Raw genomic sequence first — 17869 nt, 5'->3', positions numbered from 1 at the left:
TCCTACAACGAATCCTCAAGAGGCTGCCATGTGCGGTATCGTCGGCGCGGTTGCGCAACGCAATATCACTCCCATCCTGATCGAAGGCTTGAAACGGCTCGAATACCGCGGTTATGATTCCTGCGGCGTGGCGCTGTATGTCGATGGCCGCTTGCAGCGCTCGCGCAGCACCGCGCGCGTGGCGGAGCTCGAAACGCAGGTCGCCTCCACCGGGTTGGCCGGCTTCACCGGCATCGCCCACACCCGCTGGGCCACGCACGGCGCACCCTCTTCGGACAATGCGCACCCGCACTTTTCGCCCAGCGACCAAGATGCGCGCATCGCGCTGGTGCACAACGGCATCATCGAAAACCACGACGAACTGCGCGACGAACTGCGCGCGCTTGGTTATGCGTTCCAGAGCCAGACCGACACCGAAGTCATCGCCCACCTGATCGACCACATGTATGCGGGCGACCTGTTCGACACCGTACAGCAAGCGGTCAAGCGGCTCGATGGCGCGTATGCGATTGCGGTATTTTGCCGCGACGAGCCGCACCGCGTGGTCGGCGCGCGGCAAGGATCGCCGCTGATCGTCGGCGTCGGCCAGGGTGAAAATTTCCTGGCTTCGGACGCGATGGCGCTGGCCGGCACCACCGATCAGATCATCTATCTGGAAGAAGGCGACGTGGTCGATCTGCAATTGCAGCGCTGCTGGATCGTCGATGCCGACGGCAAATCGGTACAGCGCGAAGTGCGCACCGTCCACGCACATACCGGCGCGGCCGAGCTGGGGCCGTATCGCCACTACATGCAAAAGGAAATCTTCGAGCAGCCGACCGCCATCGCCAATACGCTGCAGGGAATCGACGCCATCATGCCGGAGCTGTTCGGCGACAGCGCCTACGGCATCTTCAAGCAAATCGACTCGGTGCTGATTCTGGCTTGCGGCACCAGCTACTACGCCGGCATGACCGCCAAATACTGGATCGAATCGATTGCCAAAATCCCAGTCAGCGTCGAAATCGCCAGCGAATACCGCTACCGCGACAGCGTGCCGAATCCGCGCTCGCTGGTTCTGACACTATCCCAAAGCGGCGAAACAGCCGACACGCTGGCGGCGCTGAAACACGCTCGCGCACTCGGCATGGAACACACGATGACGATCTGCAACGTCGCCACCAGCGCGATGGTGCGCGAGTGCGCGCTCGCCTTCATCACCCGCGCCGGAGTCGAAGTCGGTGTCGCCTCGACCAAAGCCTTCACCACCCAGCTGGCCGCGCTGTTCCTGCTCACGCTCACGCTGGCGCAAGTCAAGGGCGCGCTGCCGGAACAGAATGAAGCCGGTTACCTGAAGCAAATGCGCCACCTGCCGGTAGCGATTGCCGCCGTGCTGGCGCTGGAGCCGCAAATCATCGCCTGGTCGGAAGACTTCGCGCGCAAGGAAAACGCGCTCTTTTTGGGGCGTGGTTTGCACTACCCGATTGCGCTCGAAGGCGCGCTCAAACTCAAGGAAATTTCCTACATCCACGCCGAAGCCTATCCGGCCGGCGAACTCAAGCACGGCCCGCTGGCGCTGGTCACCGACCAGATGCCGGTCGTCACCATCGCCCCCAACGATGCGCTGATCGAAAAGCTGAAATCGAACATGCAGGAAGTGCGCGCCCGTGGCGGCCAGCTCTACGTATTCGCCGACGGCGACTCGCGCGTGAAACCGGGCGAAGGCCTGCACGTAATCCGCATGCCGGAACACTACGGCCAACTGTCGCCGATTCTGCATGTGGTGGCATTGCAATTGCTGGCGTATCACACCGCGTTGGCACGCGGGACCGATGTTGATAAGCCACGGAATTTGGCTAAATCGGTTACCGTAGAGTAATATTGACAGTCTTAAAAATTTCTATTTTGCAATAGAAAAGAAACGCCAACCGGTTAAGGTTGGCGTTTTTGTTGCTGGGCCTAACAGTCCTCGTGTCCAGTCTATTTCCGGTATCGGGACAATATAGGTTGGCTGACTGTCGCACATGGCAGGGATCGCTGGATAATTCGTTGACAGGATTCGGTTGACTAGTTTCGCCAATTCCCGCCTGTGAGGTAGCGATGCTTCACCGGCGGCTACAGAAAACAGCCGCTCAGTTCCAGAACCAAAGCAAACAGGTAGCGGACTGCCCCTTCACTGAAAAACCTTAAATACTCATATTCGGCGAAATATTAAGCAAATCCGAGCTTGAGCGCGCCAGCTTGTCTGTGAGTAAATGCCAAGTGTAATATGCCTCACCTATGCACGAAAATCCACTTCCCATCAATGAAGCTAAAGGCGCTACCGTGGTGATAAAAAAAAATGAAAAAAAAATTGAAGACCGATTCGCTAAATCGCAAAGCGCTCTCGTACTTCAGCAATCAGACCTTTCTTTGGGATCTATCTCTGACATGGTAATAAATGGGGCGATTGACATTAGCCCAAAGTATCAACGTCGCGAGCGATGGGACCCCATAAAGGAATCCGGATTGATCGAATCATTCTTACTTAATATTCCTGTGCCACCCATTTATTTGGCGGAGGATGAATATGGAACTTATTCGGTAATTGATGGCAAGCAGCGAGTTACTGCAATTAATAAATTTCTAAAAGGAACGCTGCGCTTAACAGGCCTTGAAAAATTTAAAGAGCTAGATGGATATTCTTTTGAAGAACTGCCAGTTTCATTATCTAATGCATTGAAGATAAGACCATATCTTCGGGTAGTAACGCTGTTGCGACAGTCTGATTCTGAATTGAAACATGAAGTATTCTTGCGACTAAACAAAGCCGGCGTTGCTTTAAACTCACAAGAAATTCGTAATGTTGCATATAGAGGAAAATTTAATGATTTGATTTTTGATTTATCAAAAAATGATTACTTGAAAAAACAACTAAAGGCAACAGAGCAGTCCAAGACATATAAAGAAATGATCGATGTGCAATATGTTCTTCGTTTTTTTACAATGAGAGCATATTGGGAAAATTTTCCCGGCAACATGGATGCCGCGATGGATTCATTCATGCGTAACAACTACAAAATGAATGAAAAGGAACTGGGGGAATGTAAATCCATCTTCATCGATTCGATCGAATTTTGCAAGTCAATGTGGGGGCCGGAAGGTTTTATGCGTCCCGGCGGAAATACGCGTGTATTACAAGGTTTTTTCGATATACATATGGTTTGCTCCAGTCTTTTGTCAACCATTGAGAAAGCCAATGCTATTGCAAAGAAAAGAAAGGTAAGAGCCGCACTGATTGAAATATTAGCGAATGATGAAGATTTCTCCGAATCGCTAACGCAATTTACTTCAAATTCCGATAACGTTAATTTGAGAATTGCGAGATTTTGCAAAATTCTGCGGGAAATTTAAATGAGCGCCAAACAGGAGCTTTTTGATAGATTGCAATACCTAGACGCGGCAATCAACTTATCTGCAGTTATAGACCAAGGCATTGCGCCATCTACGCACAACGGAGTAGCGAATCTGCTTCGAAAAGGGCTGGGGATTGTAGCTTTTAATATTCTTGAAGATTACATTAAAAATCGTGCTCATGAGGGGCTTAGATTTCTTTCTGATTCGACAGTCTCTTTTAATAAGCTACCAGAGCCGTTGCAGGCCGCTGCGATCACTGGAACCTTAAACGCATTATCTTTTAAATCAAAATTACTAAAAAAAGAAAATGGTGACTGGAAAGCGCTGGTGCAAGATGAAGCGTTGAAAATTCATTCCACTAAGCAAGCTGTATTCGAACTATCAAGATTTTCCTTTTTTTCAGCTAGCTCTAATATCGGTGAAAGCGAAGTTCCAGATTTGCTGCGAGCTTTTGGTATTTCTGGCGGCTGGAATCAACTGAAAGCGATTTCGGATAGTATTAGTGGGGGCCTGCCTGATTTATTGCAATCATATAAAAATGCAGCAACTCGACGACATAGTTCAGCCCATACGGTATCATTTCGATATGACTATCAATGGCTTGTTGAGATAAAAAATGAGATTTTGGCCATCTGCGCGGCGCTTGATCTTTTGCTTTCTGCTCGCTGTCGTCAAGTTTCTGGGAATTTAGGAAAAAATGTTGAGGACCATGATATAAGAATTGCCTTGAATTTTCGTTTTCTGGAGAAACATGGTGTTGTATATAGAGAAACGACAGTTATTGGAGGTCGGGCCAAAAAACAATGGCCTGGTCTGGAGCTTGCAATTAATGCAATCAGCCCAACACTTCATGCGAGAGGCGAATTCCTGATGATTTTGGATGATGCCAAGAGGATTGCAGATTGGAGGACATGAACAATAATGAGAGTTTGAGCTAGTTTCACTGATTTATTGACAAGTCCTAGATATGGCACTTATTCGTCCAGTGCATTTCACTATTTAGCCGAGTTGGTCCGCCTCTCGACCAGTTTCACCGACAGCTTTCGCTGGAGGCTGTGTCAAAACGTAAGTCTGGGAAAAATTCGTGGATAGGGACACCCTTGGCGACATCAAGAAAATTGCATAGCGACTGTTTAGAGGGTTCGATTTTTCTTTCAACGAAATTATTTTGCATTTTGACCCAGCTTGGCAAGATTGCAGACGTTTAAGGGACCCGCATTGACCGTCTCTTGTGGGTCGATTTCTGCCATTCAATTATTCGGAGTTGCAACCGATTTCTTGTAACATTAAAAAAATCCCGCATTCTGCGAGTTTATGAGATGGGTGCGATCGAACTCCAAGTGCAAAATTATTTACGCCATAATCAATTTTTTCATTTGAGTGAACAGATCGAAATTCAATTACGGCATGATCAATACTAATGCATGCTAATTAAGCTCCAGCGGTAATTTTTTCAATCACCCTCACTGCTAAACCTCCTGCAGGAATAAACACGCCAGCGATCTCTGCACTTGCCTCAAACAGCATTTCTCTTGTGGTAATGGAGTTGATTTTTTCTTTGAACCATTCACCGTTTTCAATGATCTCACCGGTTAATCCATCTACCTCAATTACCCCTACCTTATTCTCCGTTGTCCAAGCAAATTCAAATGCAAAAACAGGTCTGTAATATAAATAAGCTTTTTCAATTGTTATAAAGTCCTGCTGGAATTCGTGCGCGTTAATAACTTCAGCTGACAAGGTTTGATTAATTTTTTGTAACAGCGTTGCAACGGATACCTTCAACGCAATAGCTTCAGGCAGTTGCAGCTCAATATGCTCTTGAATTTTGTACTTACGGATGTAATTCTCTAGCGAACTTTTTTTCGTTGCTCTTGCTAATCCATCAATGTAGTCTTGATAATCGATTTTGCGATGACAAAATTCAACTGCGGAGAAGTTAATAGTTCTTTTGCTGCCCTGTTCTGTAATTGGATATTCTGTTTGATTAATCACCACCTTATTGGCATATCTATTGCCTATGTCCACCGGATAGTTGATCTCCCTTGAGAAATCCACCTCACGCGTTGTTACGACATGCCAAAATGGCTCGTAACGTAGTACGTGTTTGGTAAGAAGTACTGTTTCATTTTTTGGGTGTTTAAATGGATTTAGCTTTGCAACTATGCCGAATGCATTAAGCTTTTTTTGCATTGCCTGCTCAGTTGCGGCACTAAGCGGGTATACCTGATCGAAAACAAAAATTTTCGCAGCGTCACTAGGAAACTTAATATTTTCTTGCATCACTTTTTCCCCTAATTAAGTATTTTTGTTGTTATTTAAATTATTCATTTTCTCTGCATTTTTTGTTCAAGCTAGGCGAATGAGAATGTCAGAATGTCGGACAGCACATCTACCAAGTCTTTTCAGCGTGAAACGTATTGCGAAAGGCACCACGTATATTATTTCACAATAGAAATATTTCCAAGTGGGTAATATTACGATTACAACACTGCACAGAAGCGACGGCACTTTAATAAAGTAAGGGAATTTCACACCATTCCTACATGCAATGCGAGGTTGTGCTGTTGACGTTAGCTAGAATTTGACCCACGCTGCTGATTTTGACTGAGCCATGAACCTATGCAATCCCGCAGGGGGTGTTGTTTTCGAAGCATGTGGTGACGGGTATTCCGGGTCAGCGATATTCGGCAGCCTGGGTTAATTCTGAGTCGGCAGCAACACGCTCTACTATTCATAAATATGCCGGAGTATCGCTATTTTCAGTGCATTTTCCGCATATATTTATTAGTTTTTTAAAATATACAGCCATATGTACATGATTTTCATCAATCACTTACTTGAAAGCAATCATGTCTGAACCCGACCATGTCGCCGCCATTGCCGCCGCCATCCTGGTGGCGCGCCGCAGGTCGGGCGAGCGGGGACCCCGCTTGCCCGAGTGTTGCCGGCCATCCGGGCTTGACGCTGCGCTGGCGATACAGGCGGCGGTCGGCGCGCAACTCGGCGCTGGCGTCGCCGGGTGGAAGTGCGGCTTGCCCGCAGCCGGGAATTGGGTGCTGGCACCTATTTATGCCGGCACTGTCCACACCATCGACGCCGGCGACACCGGCCAATGCGCGGTGCAAGCCCGTGCCGGCCAGGCGCGGGTGGAGCCGGAACTCGCTTTCATCCTCGGTCGCGACCTGCCTGTTCGCGGCCGGCCCTACACGCCGGCCGAAGTCGATGCCGCAATTGCGCGCACCCACCTCGCGCTGGAACTGATCGACAGCCGTTACAGCGATCCGGACGACGCCAGCTTCGCTGAAAATCTGGCGGACGGCTTGCTCAATTCCGGCCTGCTCATCGGCCCGCAGGCGGATGCCGGGCAGGCGCGCGCCGCCAGCGCGATGGCGATAAGGGTCACCGTTGCTACGGGCGAGCAAACCCGGCTTGACGGCCGCCACCCGAGCGGCGATCCACGCGCGCCACTGTATTGGCTGGCGGAGTTTTTGCGCGGCAAAGGCCTGGGACTGAAAGCAGGCCAGGCGGTGATCACCGGCTCGTATGCGGGGAGTTTTGACTTGCCTACAGGAGAAGACATCGCCATTCAGTATGGCGACCTGGGCACGCTGACGGTGCATTTCGTGCGGAGATATGCCGAGATGAGCAGCTGCACCTGATACGAAGTAATATCGCTCACGCGCTAGGGATAACTTGCAGCCGTTTGGATATCTTGCATTTCCAAACAAGTCGGATGCTTAAATCGCAGGCACATCCGGCAGATTTTACTGTTTTCGATCATAATGCCGCTCCCTTGATAATTTGAGAAAAATGTGGTGCGTAGGTGTACGCATCTCGTTTTCCATCGGCCACGGTCGGCTGCCGTCCGGTTTCTATCAGACCTGCACCGCTCTGCCTGCGAACTGCGGCCAGCCCCTTTGACCCCCTACTAAATACATGTCCAAACTAATTGTCCGCAATACCACGCTGCAAGATATTGACGCGCTGGTGCGCCTGCAGCGCGAAGTCTATCCGACCATTCCGGCCTGGCAGCACGACCGCGTGGCACGCCAGATCGAACTGTTCCCCGAGGGTCAGTTCGTCGCGTTCTACAACGATCGGCTGGTGGGCTGCGCCAGTTCGCTGGTGATCCTGTGGGATGAGTGGATGGAACCCCATACCTGGGATGAGGTCACCGCAAGAGGAACCTTTGACACCCATGACCCGGCCGGCTACACGCTGTACGGCGCAGAAGTATTCGTCGCGCCCGCGCTGCGCGGCAAACGAGTGGGCCATGCGCTGTACGCAGCCCGGCGGCGGGTGTGCAAGACTTTGAATCTGCGCCGCATCATTGCCTGCGGCAGACTGCCGGGCTACCACAAGCTGGCAGACCAGATGCCAGTGGAGCTTTACGCGCGCAAGGTGCTGTGGGGAGACATCACAGACCCGGTGCTGAGTTTTCAGCTGCGCGAGGGATTCAGGTACTGTGGCATCATGCCGAATTACCTTGTCGATGACAAAGAATCGCATGGGTACGCGTCGCTGATCGTCTGGCTCAACCCAGATTACGATGCCTCCAAGCCCACCGGGCTGCAACTGGCGGCGCCCGCCGCAAAGGATATCTAAGATGACAACCACCCTCAAAACCAGCGAATACAAACCCAAGCAGATCACCGTGCGCATCGCGGCGGTGCAATATCTGCTGCGCTCCATCCACGACTGGAACGGTTTTGAAAACCAGGTGCGCTTCGTGATGAAAGCCGCAGGCGACTATAAACCGCAGTTTGTGCTGCTGCCGGAAATATTCACCACCCAGCTGCTGTCGTTCATGGATACCAGCGATTTGGGGCAGGCAGTGCGCAACATGAACGATTACACCACGCGTTATATCGAGCTGTTCAAGGAACTGGCTGCGCAGTGGAATGTGCATGTGATCGGCGGCAGCCATCCGACGATAAGCGACGGCAAGCTTCTGAACACCGCCTATCTTTTCACGCCCGAGGGGAAAGTTTTTACCCAGGACAAGATCCACCTGACGCGCTGGGAAAAGGAAAAATGGAAAGGGGATCCAGGTCACCACTTGCAGGTGTTTGACACCCCCTACGGCCGCATTGCGATCCTGATCTGTTACGACATCGAGTTTCCCGAACTCAGCCGCATGGTGTGCGAAATGGGCGCCGACATCATCTTCGTGCCATCGTGCACCGATGACCGCCAGGGTTTTTTACGGGTGCGTTATTGCTGCCATGCCAGGGCGATCGAGAACCAGGTTTATGTCGCGGTCACCGGCACCGTGGGCAACCTCCCGGTCGAAGGTCTGGGCTTGCATTACGGCCAGGCGGCGATCATCACGCCGTCGGACTTCCCCTTCGCGCGCGACGGCATTGCCGCCGAGGGCGTACCCAACATGGAGCAAATCGTGATTGCCGACGTGGACCTCGGCAAGCTGGTCATGAACCGCGTCAACGGCACCACTATTCCCCTGTATGACAAGCGCATCGATGTGTACGACAACGATGTGGAGATCGTGTCCACGGTCTGATGCCATCTGATTTTCCCGGAAGCGACAGAGCCTGGCTTTGAAAATCCTTGTGTCGGGTTCGATTCCGCCCCGGTCAAGACGCGTCCTCCGACCGTCTCTAGTTCGGCCCAGGCTGACGGTCGCCAGCGGGGCAAGTTGCAGGATTGCTGGCGTAGGCGTCGAGGCCGGTACGACGCAGGCGTTCCAGGTAACAGCCGTAGCGGCCAACCCACCTGAAGGCAATATCATCAGCGAGCAGGCCCGGCAGGTTGGTCAGATCAATTTCAGCAATGTAAAGATAATTCCCGTCGGTCGCTTGCATTAACCCTTCGACCAGTAACATGTCGGAAAGCAGGTAAGGGGCGTACTTCAGAGGAATTTCGAGCCGTATTGCCGTTTCCTCAAGCGTCAAACCAGCCATCTGCCCGATGGCAGCCGTGAGTTCGGAGCGCCAGAGCACCTCCTGCCCGGAACGTTTGCCGAGCAGGCGTGCCACCGCAGGCGCGACGCCTTGTGTCACCGGGCGGCTGATTGCCGTCATCGTCACCGTATCCGGAAGTGCCGCGCTGATGCCATGAAGTTGCTTCGCCAGCAAAGAGCGGGCCTCGGCGAGGTCCCCGCTCGTCATCGGTTGCAGAGCGCATGGCTGTGAAGTTGTGTTCCGGATCGCCAGGCAAAGTTGGTGATGCCAGATTTTTTGTCCGAGCGCATCGCCGAAGGTGGTCCGCTCACCAGCAATCTGGAGGCTGCCGCCACCGATGTCTAGCACGTGACTGCTCGTCAGGCGCCTACCCAGCAACTGGCGCGCGCCGAAATAGCCGTAGGCGCCTTCTGCCTTCTGCGGGATCACCAGCACGGCGACACCGCTGGCGGCCTCAAGGTCTGCCAAGGTCGATGCGAGTTTGCCAGCGTCCTGTTGCAATGCAAGACGCCAGGCGGAAAAGCCGCCGGCAACGCGAGCGCAATCCGTGGCGAAGCCACCCTGATTCGGCAATTCACGAAGCGCCGCCATCGTCGGCTTAACTGTCTCATCCAGACCGTGATCGGCCAACAGGGGGCCAAGGTAATCAATGTCGGCATGCATCATCATCTTGCTGTTAGACGCACCCGCCCTGATTCCGGATGAGCCCATGTCAAAGGCGATCCGGCAGGGCTCTTCGGCAAAAGAAAGTGTACTGAGCAGCCCGCAGGCTAGCCCTAACAACAATTGGCGGATGCGTTCAGCAACGCGCATACACGCTCACAAGTGCAAGTACCCCATCACGCCAACCACCAATCCGATGGCAGTGGCGCCGTAAACACCGCCCAACATCCAGCGCTTTCGGGTCAACAGGGTAATGGCCGACAGCGCAATGGCAATCTGGAGAAGTGTTGTTGCCAGCGCCCAGCGCCCGTGCACATGCATTTCCTGTTCGCTCTTGTGGTCCGCAACCTTGACGGTTGCCTCGAGCGTTTCGGCCTCGACCTTGATCTCTTCTTTTTCTTGTTTGTAGCGCTCAATGGCTTGCTTGAATTTATTTTGTGCTTCGCCGCTGCTTAGTGTGACTGAAAGCTCTGCCAAGTTCTGTTTGTTGCTCTTGGCCTGGTAGTAATTCCATTGATTCGAGGCCGAAGTCTTCTGAATCGCTGCCTCGTTTTTGTAAAGCAAGGCAGCATTCTGCGAATGCCCACCCATGTAGCCAAAGATGGCCCCGACCGTGGAGAGAATGGCGGTCAGCACCGCTAGACGCGAGGTGAAGCTGTCACCGCCATGTTGGGTGACATGTTCGACTTCATGGTCGTGTGGGCCGTGTACGTGAAATCCATGACCTGACATTGGAGTTACTCCTTGTGCTTGCAGCCGTTGGTGATTGACAAAGGGACGAATTCTATCGCATGCGGGTGCTGAACAGGCTGTCCGACACCGCGCTAGGATTGATTCTGATCATTTAATCTACTATCGATTTGCCCATGCCCTGTCCGAACCGAGAGGCTGGCCTGCTGGGCTTGGGTAAATGACGGGATTGGCAAAAAAACGGCGGCTTAGGGAAAGCCGCTGACCGCCTGCTTCGGGTCAGGCAGGCGCCAATTTCCAAACCGGCCAGATGGCGAATTTGGGGCACGAATCAGTGGCAAGATTGGTACGAATACGCATCTCACACTGGAGACTTTCCCTCGCCTTTGCGCGATGTCATAAGAGCGTCATCTGCCCCAGCTATCATAAAACCTGCTTGATTTCTACTCGCTCTACCGGCGCTGGCGGTCGGGAAACATACCAGCACCAATCCAGAAGCCCGCAACCGTAAGGTTCGCGGGCTTTTTAACGTCCGTAATCGCCCGGATTTTTTGCTCGTCCGCCATTAGTCACAGCACCTCTGCTAGGGTCCGAGCGCCGCTGCGGTACTGCCTGAGGCCGACTGCCTTCCCTGTTGCGACCCCCAACTCTACCCTCCTGACGTTGGCGACGCTCTCCACCCTGTAATTCATCGCGGCCACCCCGGGCTCCATCGCGCCAGGATCCGTCACGGCTACTCCGGGGTCCCGCACGATCATCGCGGAATCTAGGACTACCTTGAAACCCATCATGGTCATGATGGCTCGACTCGAACCCAAAGCCGAAGGACACCGGCGGCGCCGCATAATACGGAGTGCTTGAATAGACTGGCTGCCCGTACGGAGACGCGCCATAGGACGAATGCGCACTCGAGTACCCTGGTTCATAGACCGCGCATCCGCCAATGGAAAGCGCGGCCAGAGATGAAAATATAAGACGTTTTGCGGCTTTGTTCATACGCCAGTTCATGAGCATCTTTCAATAGGTAATAGGTGGATCAATGTCTATTTGATCAATGGCGTCTCCAGCGGTTCGTCAAATTTACACGCGGTTACAGTATCGGCGAATTCACGCAGGTTTTTTTAATGCCCTCCTCACATTTGAGAGCCCCATCCTGAACTTCTCTCCCCTTTTCACTGTGTATTCGCATCAAAATCGCCACTGATTCGTGTTGTAGAGTTGCTCACGGTCGGATCCGAACAGCCGCTACCGGTCAAAAACGGACGGCCAAATCTGGCCGGCGCGACAGAAAAGGCGTGTAAGACGATACCGATGGGCGAGTCGGTCAGTGACGAATTGCGGCGGGGGAGTGCACCATCAATATCGGAATCGATGCGCGCCGGCAGTGCTAAACTGCGCCCCTCACACTCTAGCTCTGAACCCATGACGAACAAGAAACAGCCTCCAGCGAAAAAAACAGTCGATGCGCCTGCAGGGCGAGCTGAAAACCCGTTCCAAAATACCGAGTTTTACACACGGATGCGTGATTACACGGAGCGTGACGCGGCATTCTCGAAAGAGTTGAAGGTTATCTCGGAACGCGGCGCAGGCAAACAAAGCAGCGACGCGCGCTTTGCGCCGTCGCTGAAAGTTTTGCGCGGCGTGATTAAAAAAGGCTTGCCGCTTGAGGACATGCTTGGTCGCATCGTACTCGGCGTCGAAAAAGGTCTGTGGGAACCCTGGTTGACCGTGTTCGGCTTTGAACTGCGGGGCGTCAACTATGCGAAGACGGGAGCACGCAATGCCCGACTGGCGCTGGACATTAGCCTGGCGTCCAAGGCCAACACCGCGTTCACAAATGCCGGAATTCCAAATTGGCGTAGTTTGGTGGCGGAAGACTGCGTCCAGATCCAGGTTGAGAAGCCGACCGAGAAGACACCTGCCAAGGCCTATGCCATTTTCACCCTGGACGCCCCTGACAATTGAGTATTGTCGCCGTCAGGCGGCGGCGTGAATTGCATCGTCACCTTACGAATTCCAATCCACGCCGTTTGCATTTAAAGCGACAAATAATTCGCCACGAAATCCGCATCCTTGTCGCCCCGGCCGGACAGGTTGACCAGGATGGTCTGCTCGGGCGCCATGGTTTTGGCGATTTTCATGGCGTAGGCCACCGCATGGGCGCTTTCCAGCGCCGGGATGATGCCCTCGGTGCGTGAGAGCGTCATGAAGGCGTCCAGGCATTCCGCGTCGTCAATCGCTTCGTATTGCACACGGCCGATGTCTTTGAGGTAGCAATGCTGCGGACCGACGCCGGGGTAATCGAGCCCCGAGGCGATCGAATAGACCGGCAACGGATTGCCCTGCTCGTCCTGCAGCGTGTAGCAGGAAAAGCCGTGAATTGCGCCCTTGCTGCCCAGCGTCAGTGTGGCGGCATGGTCCGGCGTGTCCAGCCCCTTGCCGCCCGGCTCGACGCCGACCAGTTTTACTGTCTCATCGGGCAGGAATTCGGTAAACATCCCTATCGCATTGGAGCCGCCGCCCACGCAGGCCACCACCATGTCGGGCAGCGTGTTTTCCAGCGCCAGAAATTGCGCCCGCGCCTCGCGCCCGATGATGCTCTGGAAATCGCGCACCATCTTCGGAAACGGATGCGGTCCCACCACCGAGCCGATGGCATACAGGAAGTTCACAGGATCTTTCATATATTCCTCGAAAGCGCTGTCGACCGCGTCCTTCAGGGTGCGGGTGCCGCGCGAGACCGGCACCAGCTTGCAGCCCAAGATTTTCATCTTGACGACGTTGGGGTGCTCCTTGGCGATGTCGATCTCGCCCATGTGGATTTCGCAGTCGATGCCGACTAACGCACAGGCCGAGGCCAGCGCCACGCCGTGCTGACCGGCGCCGGTTTCAGCCAGCACCTTGGTTTTGCCCATGTGTTTGGCCAGCAGTGCCTCGCCCAGGCAATGGTTGATCTTGTGCGCGCCGGTGTGGTTCAGATCTTCGCGCTTCAAGAAGATGCGGGCGCCGCCTTGGCGCGCCGACAATCGCCGCGCGTGAAAGATGGGGCTGGGACGCCCCACGTAATTGGCGTACAGATCACTCAGCTCTTCCTGGAAAGCGGCCGTCTTGCGCACTTCTTCATAGGCGTCGTTGATGCCGTCCATGATGGCCTTGAGTTCTGGCGGAACCAGCTGACCGCCATATTCGCCAAAGTAGCCCTGGTTGTCCGGCATTTCCAAAAAGTCTCTTTGCATGTTTATTTCCTGTCTGTGAATAAAAGTAGGGGGTAAGCGGGATGGGGCATTCAGGCGCACGAGCCAAGGCGTCGCGGCGCCAATACCGCCCGGGGTTCTGCGCTTTCCGTCACGACGGGGTTCTCCAGCGCCTGCGCTGCCACAATCAGGGACGCCGCATGTGCGATCAACTCGCCGACGAAGCACGCCGTGACATCGAGTTCGCCCTCGTATTCGGCCAGGTTGCGTTTGGTGTGGGCCTGATTGGGCAACAGCCACTGCTGCGGCGTGAACCCCAGCGTATGCTCCAGACACTGGAACACCAGATAGCGGTTTTCGCTGCGGTAGCCGTGGGCACGCAGGGCCGATAGCGCCACCCGGCCCAGTTGCGCCTGCGCTGGTATCCGCGCTTCGAGCAACTCCGCGTTCGACGGCAGCGCCCCGATCACCATCAGATCCACATCGCTGCCGGCATGCTCGGTGCCCTTGGCCAGCGAACCATAGACAAACGCCAACTCCACAAGCGGCCACACAGGTTGCAACGCGGCGCGCAGCTCGGCGAAGATCGGCGCAGCAGGATTTACCTGGTAATACTTCTGGTTACCGATCCGATGCACCGTCACCAAACCGGAGGATTCCTGCCGCGCCAGTTCCCGCTGCACCGCGCCGGAACTCGACCCCGCCAGGCCGATGATCTCATTGGCGTAAAACGACCGCTGGGATTGACCAAACAACACCGCCAACACCCGCTGTTGTGTCTTCGTAAAAAGTGCATCCATATAAATACCCATAATGGGCATCACAATACCCAATATGGGTATCGTAAAACCGTGCAGCATCGTTGGCATCAGCGGTTTAGTTCAACGCTTTTTATCAATAGTTCCTGTGAATAAAGTCTGTCGGCGCTAACATTTTCTTCTTCGCTGCACCCAACCTTGGCAGGGCCGGACAGGGCGTCACACTTTTAAATCACAATTTTGTAGTCGGCATCGCTCTTGTCTGCAATCGCTTCGGTCTTCACTTCGCTGATTTTCTTGTCTGTAGCAATCTTGTCTGTCATTGCCGCGCTACGCCAGGCAGGCGCCGTAGCTACCACATCAAGTCGTCCGGGATCTGGAAGGCGGCATACGGATCATCCGCATCGATCTCGGTGCTGGTCTTGTTCACCCGCACGACGAGCGAAGCATCGCGCTCGGCGATCTTGTCGGCAATAATCCTGGGCACCAATTCGGTAGCGTCGCCCTGGCAGACGATCACCAGGCGTCCGGCTATTAAATGCGCCTGGACCGCGGCCGACACATACAGCCGTATGACCTTCTTGTCGTGGGTAAAATTGTAGGCAATGTCGCCGGCGCCTTTGCTCTGGCGATTCTTCTGCACCATCTGGGCAATTTGCGCCACGATCGCCTTTTGGGTGGCGGCCGCATCGCGCTGGGCATTGAGTTCGCGAACCCGCTCGGCATTCTTGCGTTGCGTATCGAGTGCGGCCAGGCGCGCTTCATCGATACTGGGCGTGCCGGTCCGGCGTTCCACCTTCTTCTGCTTGCTCTTGTCCTGGTGGGCCAGTTTGACTTTGTTCTTGTCGACTAGGCCGGCTTTCAAAAACTGCTCTTGCAAAGAAGCCATATGTGCTACTCCGTAAATAGGGTCCGCCAGCCCGGGCAGCGGCGCCGGCCAGTGGAAAGGCGCTAGCATAGCAAAAATGTCGCCCCCGCAGATCCGCGATCGCGGCCTTGCCGGCGCTCTCTGCCTAAGAGCCGGCAAGGTCCTGGGTGTTGCTGATCATGGTAAATTGACCCTCGAATATCGCTTTTGGCTGATCCAGCTTCAATCACCCATAGTCCACGCAGTTGCTGTCCTCCATCCCTCCTGGCAGGGTCAGTCAATGACGATAATATTTCCACAAACTGGCTCAATTCCGCGCGATTAGCAACCGTCATATTTCCTGCACTGTGGCCGGAAATTTCAACTAAGCACTTGTCGCATTCGATGCGGAAATTGGTTTTTAAAATGGGGGAGTTCGAAGGCACGTCGAAGGCCAACTAACAGCCAGAAGCGAACAGTCTATTGGGACAGGTCCAGTCGCTACAAGTACTTCTTCTCGCACCAAAGTACGCATGGCGAGTCATTCATAATTGCCCTGTCCTTGTGCTCAACTAGCTTACTTCGGCATTCCTGATGCTTGCGTTGCAAAGTGTTGGGCTACCCATTGCTCACACACGGCCCATAGCTGCGGTGCACCTCTTTTAATGACGGGACCATAGCGGGAGAAAACCTGTTCAAGTGAAACGCTGTTTTCCGTCCAAGTTCCTCCACCCGTGAATACATTGATAAGGAGAGGTTGAAAGCGATCGAGCGCCTTCGCAAACTTCGCGTCCTCCGTGTCTGCACGCTCAAATTCCTGCCATAAAGCCAGAAGTTCGTTGCCTTGTTGCTGTGGCAATAAGCCAAACAATCGCACCGCCGCTCTACATTCTTGTTCAGCCTGCAATTCGCTTGAAGACCCACTATGGATTGGAAAATCGCCAGCGTCTATCTCGACAACGTCATGCAGTAAGAGCATCTGTATAACGCGATTTGTATTCACAGGTCCGCAGGCATACTCATTCAGTAGCAAGGCATACATCGCTAAGTGCCAAGAATGCTCGGCAGAATTTTCTTTCCGACTTTTGTCAAGCAGAGGTGATTGCCGTACTACGGTCTTCAGTCGGTCGATTTCTCTTAGAAAACTTAACTGCTTTTCTAATGCTGTTGATTGCATAATCTTTTTAATCCAAATGTGACTTCATAGTATATAGAACGGCTGCTATGGCAGTCTGCTTCGGGTCGATTTCTGCCATTCAATTATTCGCAGTTGCATTGCCGTTGACGCTACAGACGCCATCAAGGTCAGTTGCGCTTACTTATTCTGACTCTGACCAGTTTCGCGAGATTAATACTGCGCTAGGCAAATAATTTCCGTGTTCTCGACTTTAATGAGCAGAATTATCTGCGAGCCTGAAACAAAAGCGCTTCGCGAGCACTCTCAGAAGTCGCTTCGCAGCAGCGTATCTTGCAGCACAAACCATTACGGTGCCTGAGAAGCTGGCTATTGCGTTTTGCAACTGCCTCTTATTACAAGAAAATGGAAAAATGAAGTTAAAAAATTTAGTTTTGACCAGCCTCATCGTTGCTGCACTTGTGGGTTGCGGCGGCGGCAGTTCGCCAGCACCGGCCGGTTCTGAAGATAACCATGAAACTGTTGATGCTCATGGCGCGCCGGTTACCTCGGCAGTTTTTAAACCAGTCGCAGTTTCATCGTGCGATAAGTCATTTGCACCACTTGCGCTAGGAGATTATGCGTTGAACAGCAACCCCTGGGGCAGGGAGAAGATCACGGATTTCACCCAGTGCGTCAACGGTGCGTCGGTCGGAACCGTGATCGACAATACGGCTGTACAGACAGGTGTGACGGCGCAATTCAGCTGGGATTGGCCGTCTGACAACGCCAGCGCAGATATCAAGGCATATCCTGAAATACTGTATAGGCCAGGCGGCAAAGGAATGACTTCAATCCCATTCGCAGATGTCGCCGGGTTGAGCGTCAATCACGACGTTACCATTTCGGCCACAGGCGACTACAATCTTACCTATGACATTTGGGTAGATTCGACTGCTACTGCGGATCACTGGCCACACAAAGCGGAGATCATGATCAAGCTGCAGCAGACGTGGAAAGATGATCCGGTTATCGACACAGTTACGGTTGCCGGGAATCAGTTCGAGGTGTTTGAGCACACAGTCATAAATGCATCTTACAACTGGAAGTGGAAGGTCTTGGTATTCGCAAGCAAAACACCGTTGCTGAAAGCGTCCATTCCCCTGAAGCCGTTTATTGATTATCTTGTTTCTAAAAATCATTTGCTGCAGACCGATTACATCAGCACGATCGAATTTGGCGCGGAGTTGAAGCGGGGCAAGGGAATGGCTACGATCAACTCTTATAGCGTTAGCCGTTGATAA

15 protein-coding genes are annotated in these 17869 nt (G+C 53.3%); 8 read left to right on the top strand and 7 right to left on the bottom strand.

Going from position 1 to position 17869, the window contains the following annotated elements:
• The first annotated feature begins 28 nt into the window (after positions 1–28).
• The 3 genes from glmS to FKCLFG_RS00630 all read left to right on the top strand — a co-directional run bounded on the left by glmS (position 29) and on the right by FKCLFG_RS00630 (position 4290).
• Positions 29–1858 carry a glutamine--fructose-6-phosphate transaminase (isomerizing) gene (glmS, locus tag FKCLFG_RS00640; protein WP_472614329.1) on the top strand — a complete coding sequence of 610 codons (1830 nt, stop codon included), beginning with the start codon at positions 29–31 and terminating at the stop codon, positions 1856–1858.
• A 401-nt stretch (positions 1859–2259) separates the two neighbouring features.
• Positions 2260–3372, top strand: coding sequence for a DUF262 domain-containing protein (locus FKCLFG_RS00635; protein WP_472614328.1), 1113 nt, complete (start codon positions 2260–2262; stop codon positions 3370–3372).
• On the top strand, positions 3373–4290 hold the full coding sequence (locus FKCLFG_RS00630) for a HEPN domain-containing protein (protein ID WP_472614327.1): 918 nt from the start codon (positions 3373–3375) through the stop codon (positions 4288–4290).
• A 516-nt stretch (positions 4291–4806) separates the two neighbouring features.
• On the opposite strand, the gene FKCLFG_RS00625 is transcribed toward FKCLFG_RS00630, so the two are convergent.
• Complete coding sequence (locus FKCLFG_RS00625; RefSeq protein ID WP_472614326.1) at positions 4807–5658, bottom strand: hypothetical protein; 852 nt, start codon at positions 5656–5658, stop codon at positions 4807–4809.
• A 569-nt stretch (positions 5659–6227) separates the two neighbouring features.
• Here FKCLFG_RS00625 and FKCLFG_RS00620 point away from each other — a divergent pair.
• The 3 genes from FKCLFG_RS00620 (at position 6228) to FKCLFG_RS00610 (ending at position 8899) form a co-directional block, all read left to right on the top strand.
• The gene (locus FKCLFG_RS00620) at positions 6228–7037 is read left to right on the top strand and encodes a 2-keto-4-pentenoate hydratase (protein WP_472614325.1); all 810 of its coding nucleotides are present in this window, start codon (positions 6228–6230) and stop codon (positions 7035–7037) included.
• A 277-nt stretch (positions 7038–7314) separates the two neighbouring features.
• Positions 7315–7983 carry a GNAT family N-acetyltransferase gene (locus FKCLFG_RS00615; RefSeq protein WP_472614324.1) on the top strand — a complete coding sequence of 223 codons (669 nt, stop codon included), beginning with the start codon at positions 7315–7317 and terminating at the stop codon, positions 7981–7983.
• A gap of 1 nt (position 7984) precedes the next feature.
• Positions 7985–8899: a carbon-nitrogen hydrolase family protein gene (locus FKCLFG_RS00610; RefSeq protein ID WP_472614323.1), complete on the top strand. Its 915-nt coding sequence runs from the start codon at positions 7985–7987 to the stop codon at positions 8897–8899.
• A 97-nt stretch (positions 8900–8996) separates the two neighbouring features.
• On the opposite strand, the gene FKCLFG_RS00605 is transcribed toward FKCLFG_RS00610, so the two are convergent.
• Positions 8997–10112: a hypothetical protein gene (locus FKCLFG_RS00605; protein ID WP_472614322.1), complete on the bottom strand. Its 1116-nt coding sequence runs from the start codon at positions 10110–10112 to the stop codon at positions 8997–8999.
• 6 nt (positions 10113–10118) lie between these two features.
• Positions 10119–10694 carry a DUF4337 domain-containing protein gene (locus tag FKCLFG_RS00600; protein ID WP_472614321.1) on the bottom strand — a complete coding sequence of 192 codons (576 nt, stop codon included), beginning with the start codon at positions 10692–10694 and terminating at the stop codon, positions 10119–10121.
• 1380 nt (positions 10695–12074) lie between these two features.
• Here FKCLFG_RS00600 and FKCLFG_RS00595 point away from each other — a divergent pair.
• Complete coding sequence (locus tag FKCLFG_RS00595; RefSeq protein WP_472614320.1) at positions 12075–12617, top strand: hypothetical protein; 543 nt, start codon at positions 12075–12077, stop codon at positions 12615–12617.
• 71 nt (positions 12618–12688) lie between these two features.
• On the opposite strand, the gene trpB is transcribed toward FKCLFG_RS00595, so the two are convergent.
• The 4 genes from trpB to FKCLFG_RS00575 form a co-directional block, all read right to left on the bottom strand.
• Positions 12689–13888, bottom strand: a complete 1200-nt coding sequence (gene trpB, locus FKCLFG_RS00590) for a tryptophan synthase subunit beta (RefSeq protein WP_472614319.1) — start codon at positions 13886–13888, stop codon at positions 12689–12691.
• A gap of 50 nt (positions 13889–13938) precedes the next feature.
• Entirely contained in the window at positions 13939–14646 is a 708-nt protein-coding gene (locus FKCLFG_RS00585) for a nucleotidyltransferase domain-containing protein (protein WP_472614318.1), read from the bottom strand.
• Positions 14647–14956: 310 nt separating this feature from the next.
• Positions 14957–15493, bottom strand: coding sequence for a DUF2058 domain-containing protein (locus FKCLFG_RS00580; protein ID WP_472614317.1), 537 nt, complete (start codon positions 15491–15493; stop codon positions 14957–14959).
• A 535-nt stretch (positions 15494–16028) separates the two neighbouring features.
• On the bottom strand, positions 16029–16628 hold the full coding sequence (locus FKCLFG_RS00575; RefSeq protein ID WP_472614316.1) for an HD domain-containing protein: 600 nt from the start codon (positions 16626–16628) through the stop codon (positions 16029–16031).
• Between the two features lie 311 nt (positions 16629–16939).
• On the opposite strand from FKCLFG_RS00575, the gene FKCLFG_RS00570 reads away from it, so the two are divergent.
• A complete protein-coding gene (locus FKCLFG_RS00570) occupies positions 16940–17866 on the top strand; it encodes a GH12 family glycosyl hydrolase domain-containing protein (RefSeq protein ID WP_472614315.1) in 927 nt (308 codons plus the stop codon).
• The last annotated feature ends 3 nt before the right edge of the window (positions 17867–17869 follow it).

This window comes from Gelidimonas denitrificans (assembly GCF_055694065.1).
The sequence above is the reverse complement of the archived record's forward strand: the minus strand, read 5'-3'. Positions and strand labels throughout refer to the sequence as shown.

Excerpts from the sequence above, each read along its gene's own strand:
- glmS (WP_472614329.1), top strand. The coding sequence starts at position 29 with ATGTGCGGTATCGTCGGCGCGGTTGCGCAACGCAATATCACTCCCATC.
- FKCLFG_RS00635 (WP_472614328.1), top strand. The coding sequence starts at position 2,260 with ATGCACGAAAATCCACTTCCCATCAATGAAGCTAAAGGCGCTACCGTG.
- FKCLFG_RS00630 (WP_472614327.1), top strand. The coding sequence starts at position 3,373 with ATGAGCGCCAAACAGGAGCTTTTTGATAGATTGCAATACCTAGACGCG.
- FKCLFG_RS00625 (WP_472614326.1), bottom strand. The coding sequence starts at position 5,658 with ATGCAAGAAAATATTAAGTTTCCTAGTGACGCTGCGAAAATTTTTGTT.
- FKCLFG_RS00620 (WP_472614325.1), top strand. The coding sequence starts at position 6,228 with ATGTCTGAACCCGACCATGTCGCCGCCATTGCCGCCGCCATCCTGGTG.
- FKCLFG_RS00615 (WP_472614324.1), top strand. The coding sequence starts at position 7,315 with ATGTCCAAACTAATTGTCCGCAATACCACGCTGCAAGATATTGACGCG.
- FKCLFG_RS00610 (WP_472614323.1), top strand. The coding sequence starts at position 7,985 with ATGACAACCACCCTCAAAACCAGCGAATACAAACCCAAGCAGATCACC.
- FKCLFG_RS00605 (WP_472614322.1), bottom strand. The coding sequence starts at position 10,112 with ATGCGCGTTGCTGAACGCATCCGCCAATTGTTGTTAGGGCTAGCCTGC.
- FKCLFG_RS00600 (WP_472614321.1), bottom strand. The coding sequence starts at position 10,694 with ATGTCAGGTCATGGATTTCACGTACACGGCCCACACGACCATGAAGTC.
- FKCLFG_RS00595 (WP_472614320.1), top strand. The coding sequence starts at position 12,075 with ATGACGAACAAGAAACAGCCTCCAGCGAAAAAAACAGTCGATGCGCCT.
- trpB (WP_472614319.1), bottom strand. The coding sequence starts at position 13,888 with ATGCAAAGAGACTTTTTGGAAATGCCGGACAACCAGGGCTACTTTGGC.
- FKCLFG_RS00585 (WP_472614318.1), bottom strand. The coding sequence starts at position 14,646 with ATGGATGCACTTTTTACGAAGACACAACAGCGGGTGTTGGCGGTGTTG.
- FKCLFG_RS00580 (WP_472614317.1), bottom strand. The coding sequence starts at position 15,493 with ATGGCTTCTTTGCAAGAGCAGTTTTTGAAAGCCGGCCTAGTCGACAAG.
- FKCLFG_RS00575 (WP_472614316.1), bottom strand. The coding sequence starts at position 16,628 with ATGCAATCAACAGCATTAGAAAAGCAGTTAAGTTTTCTAAGAGAAATC.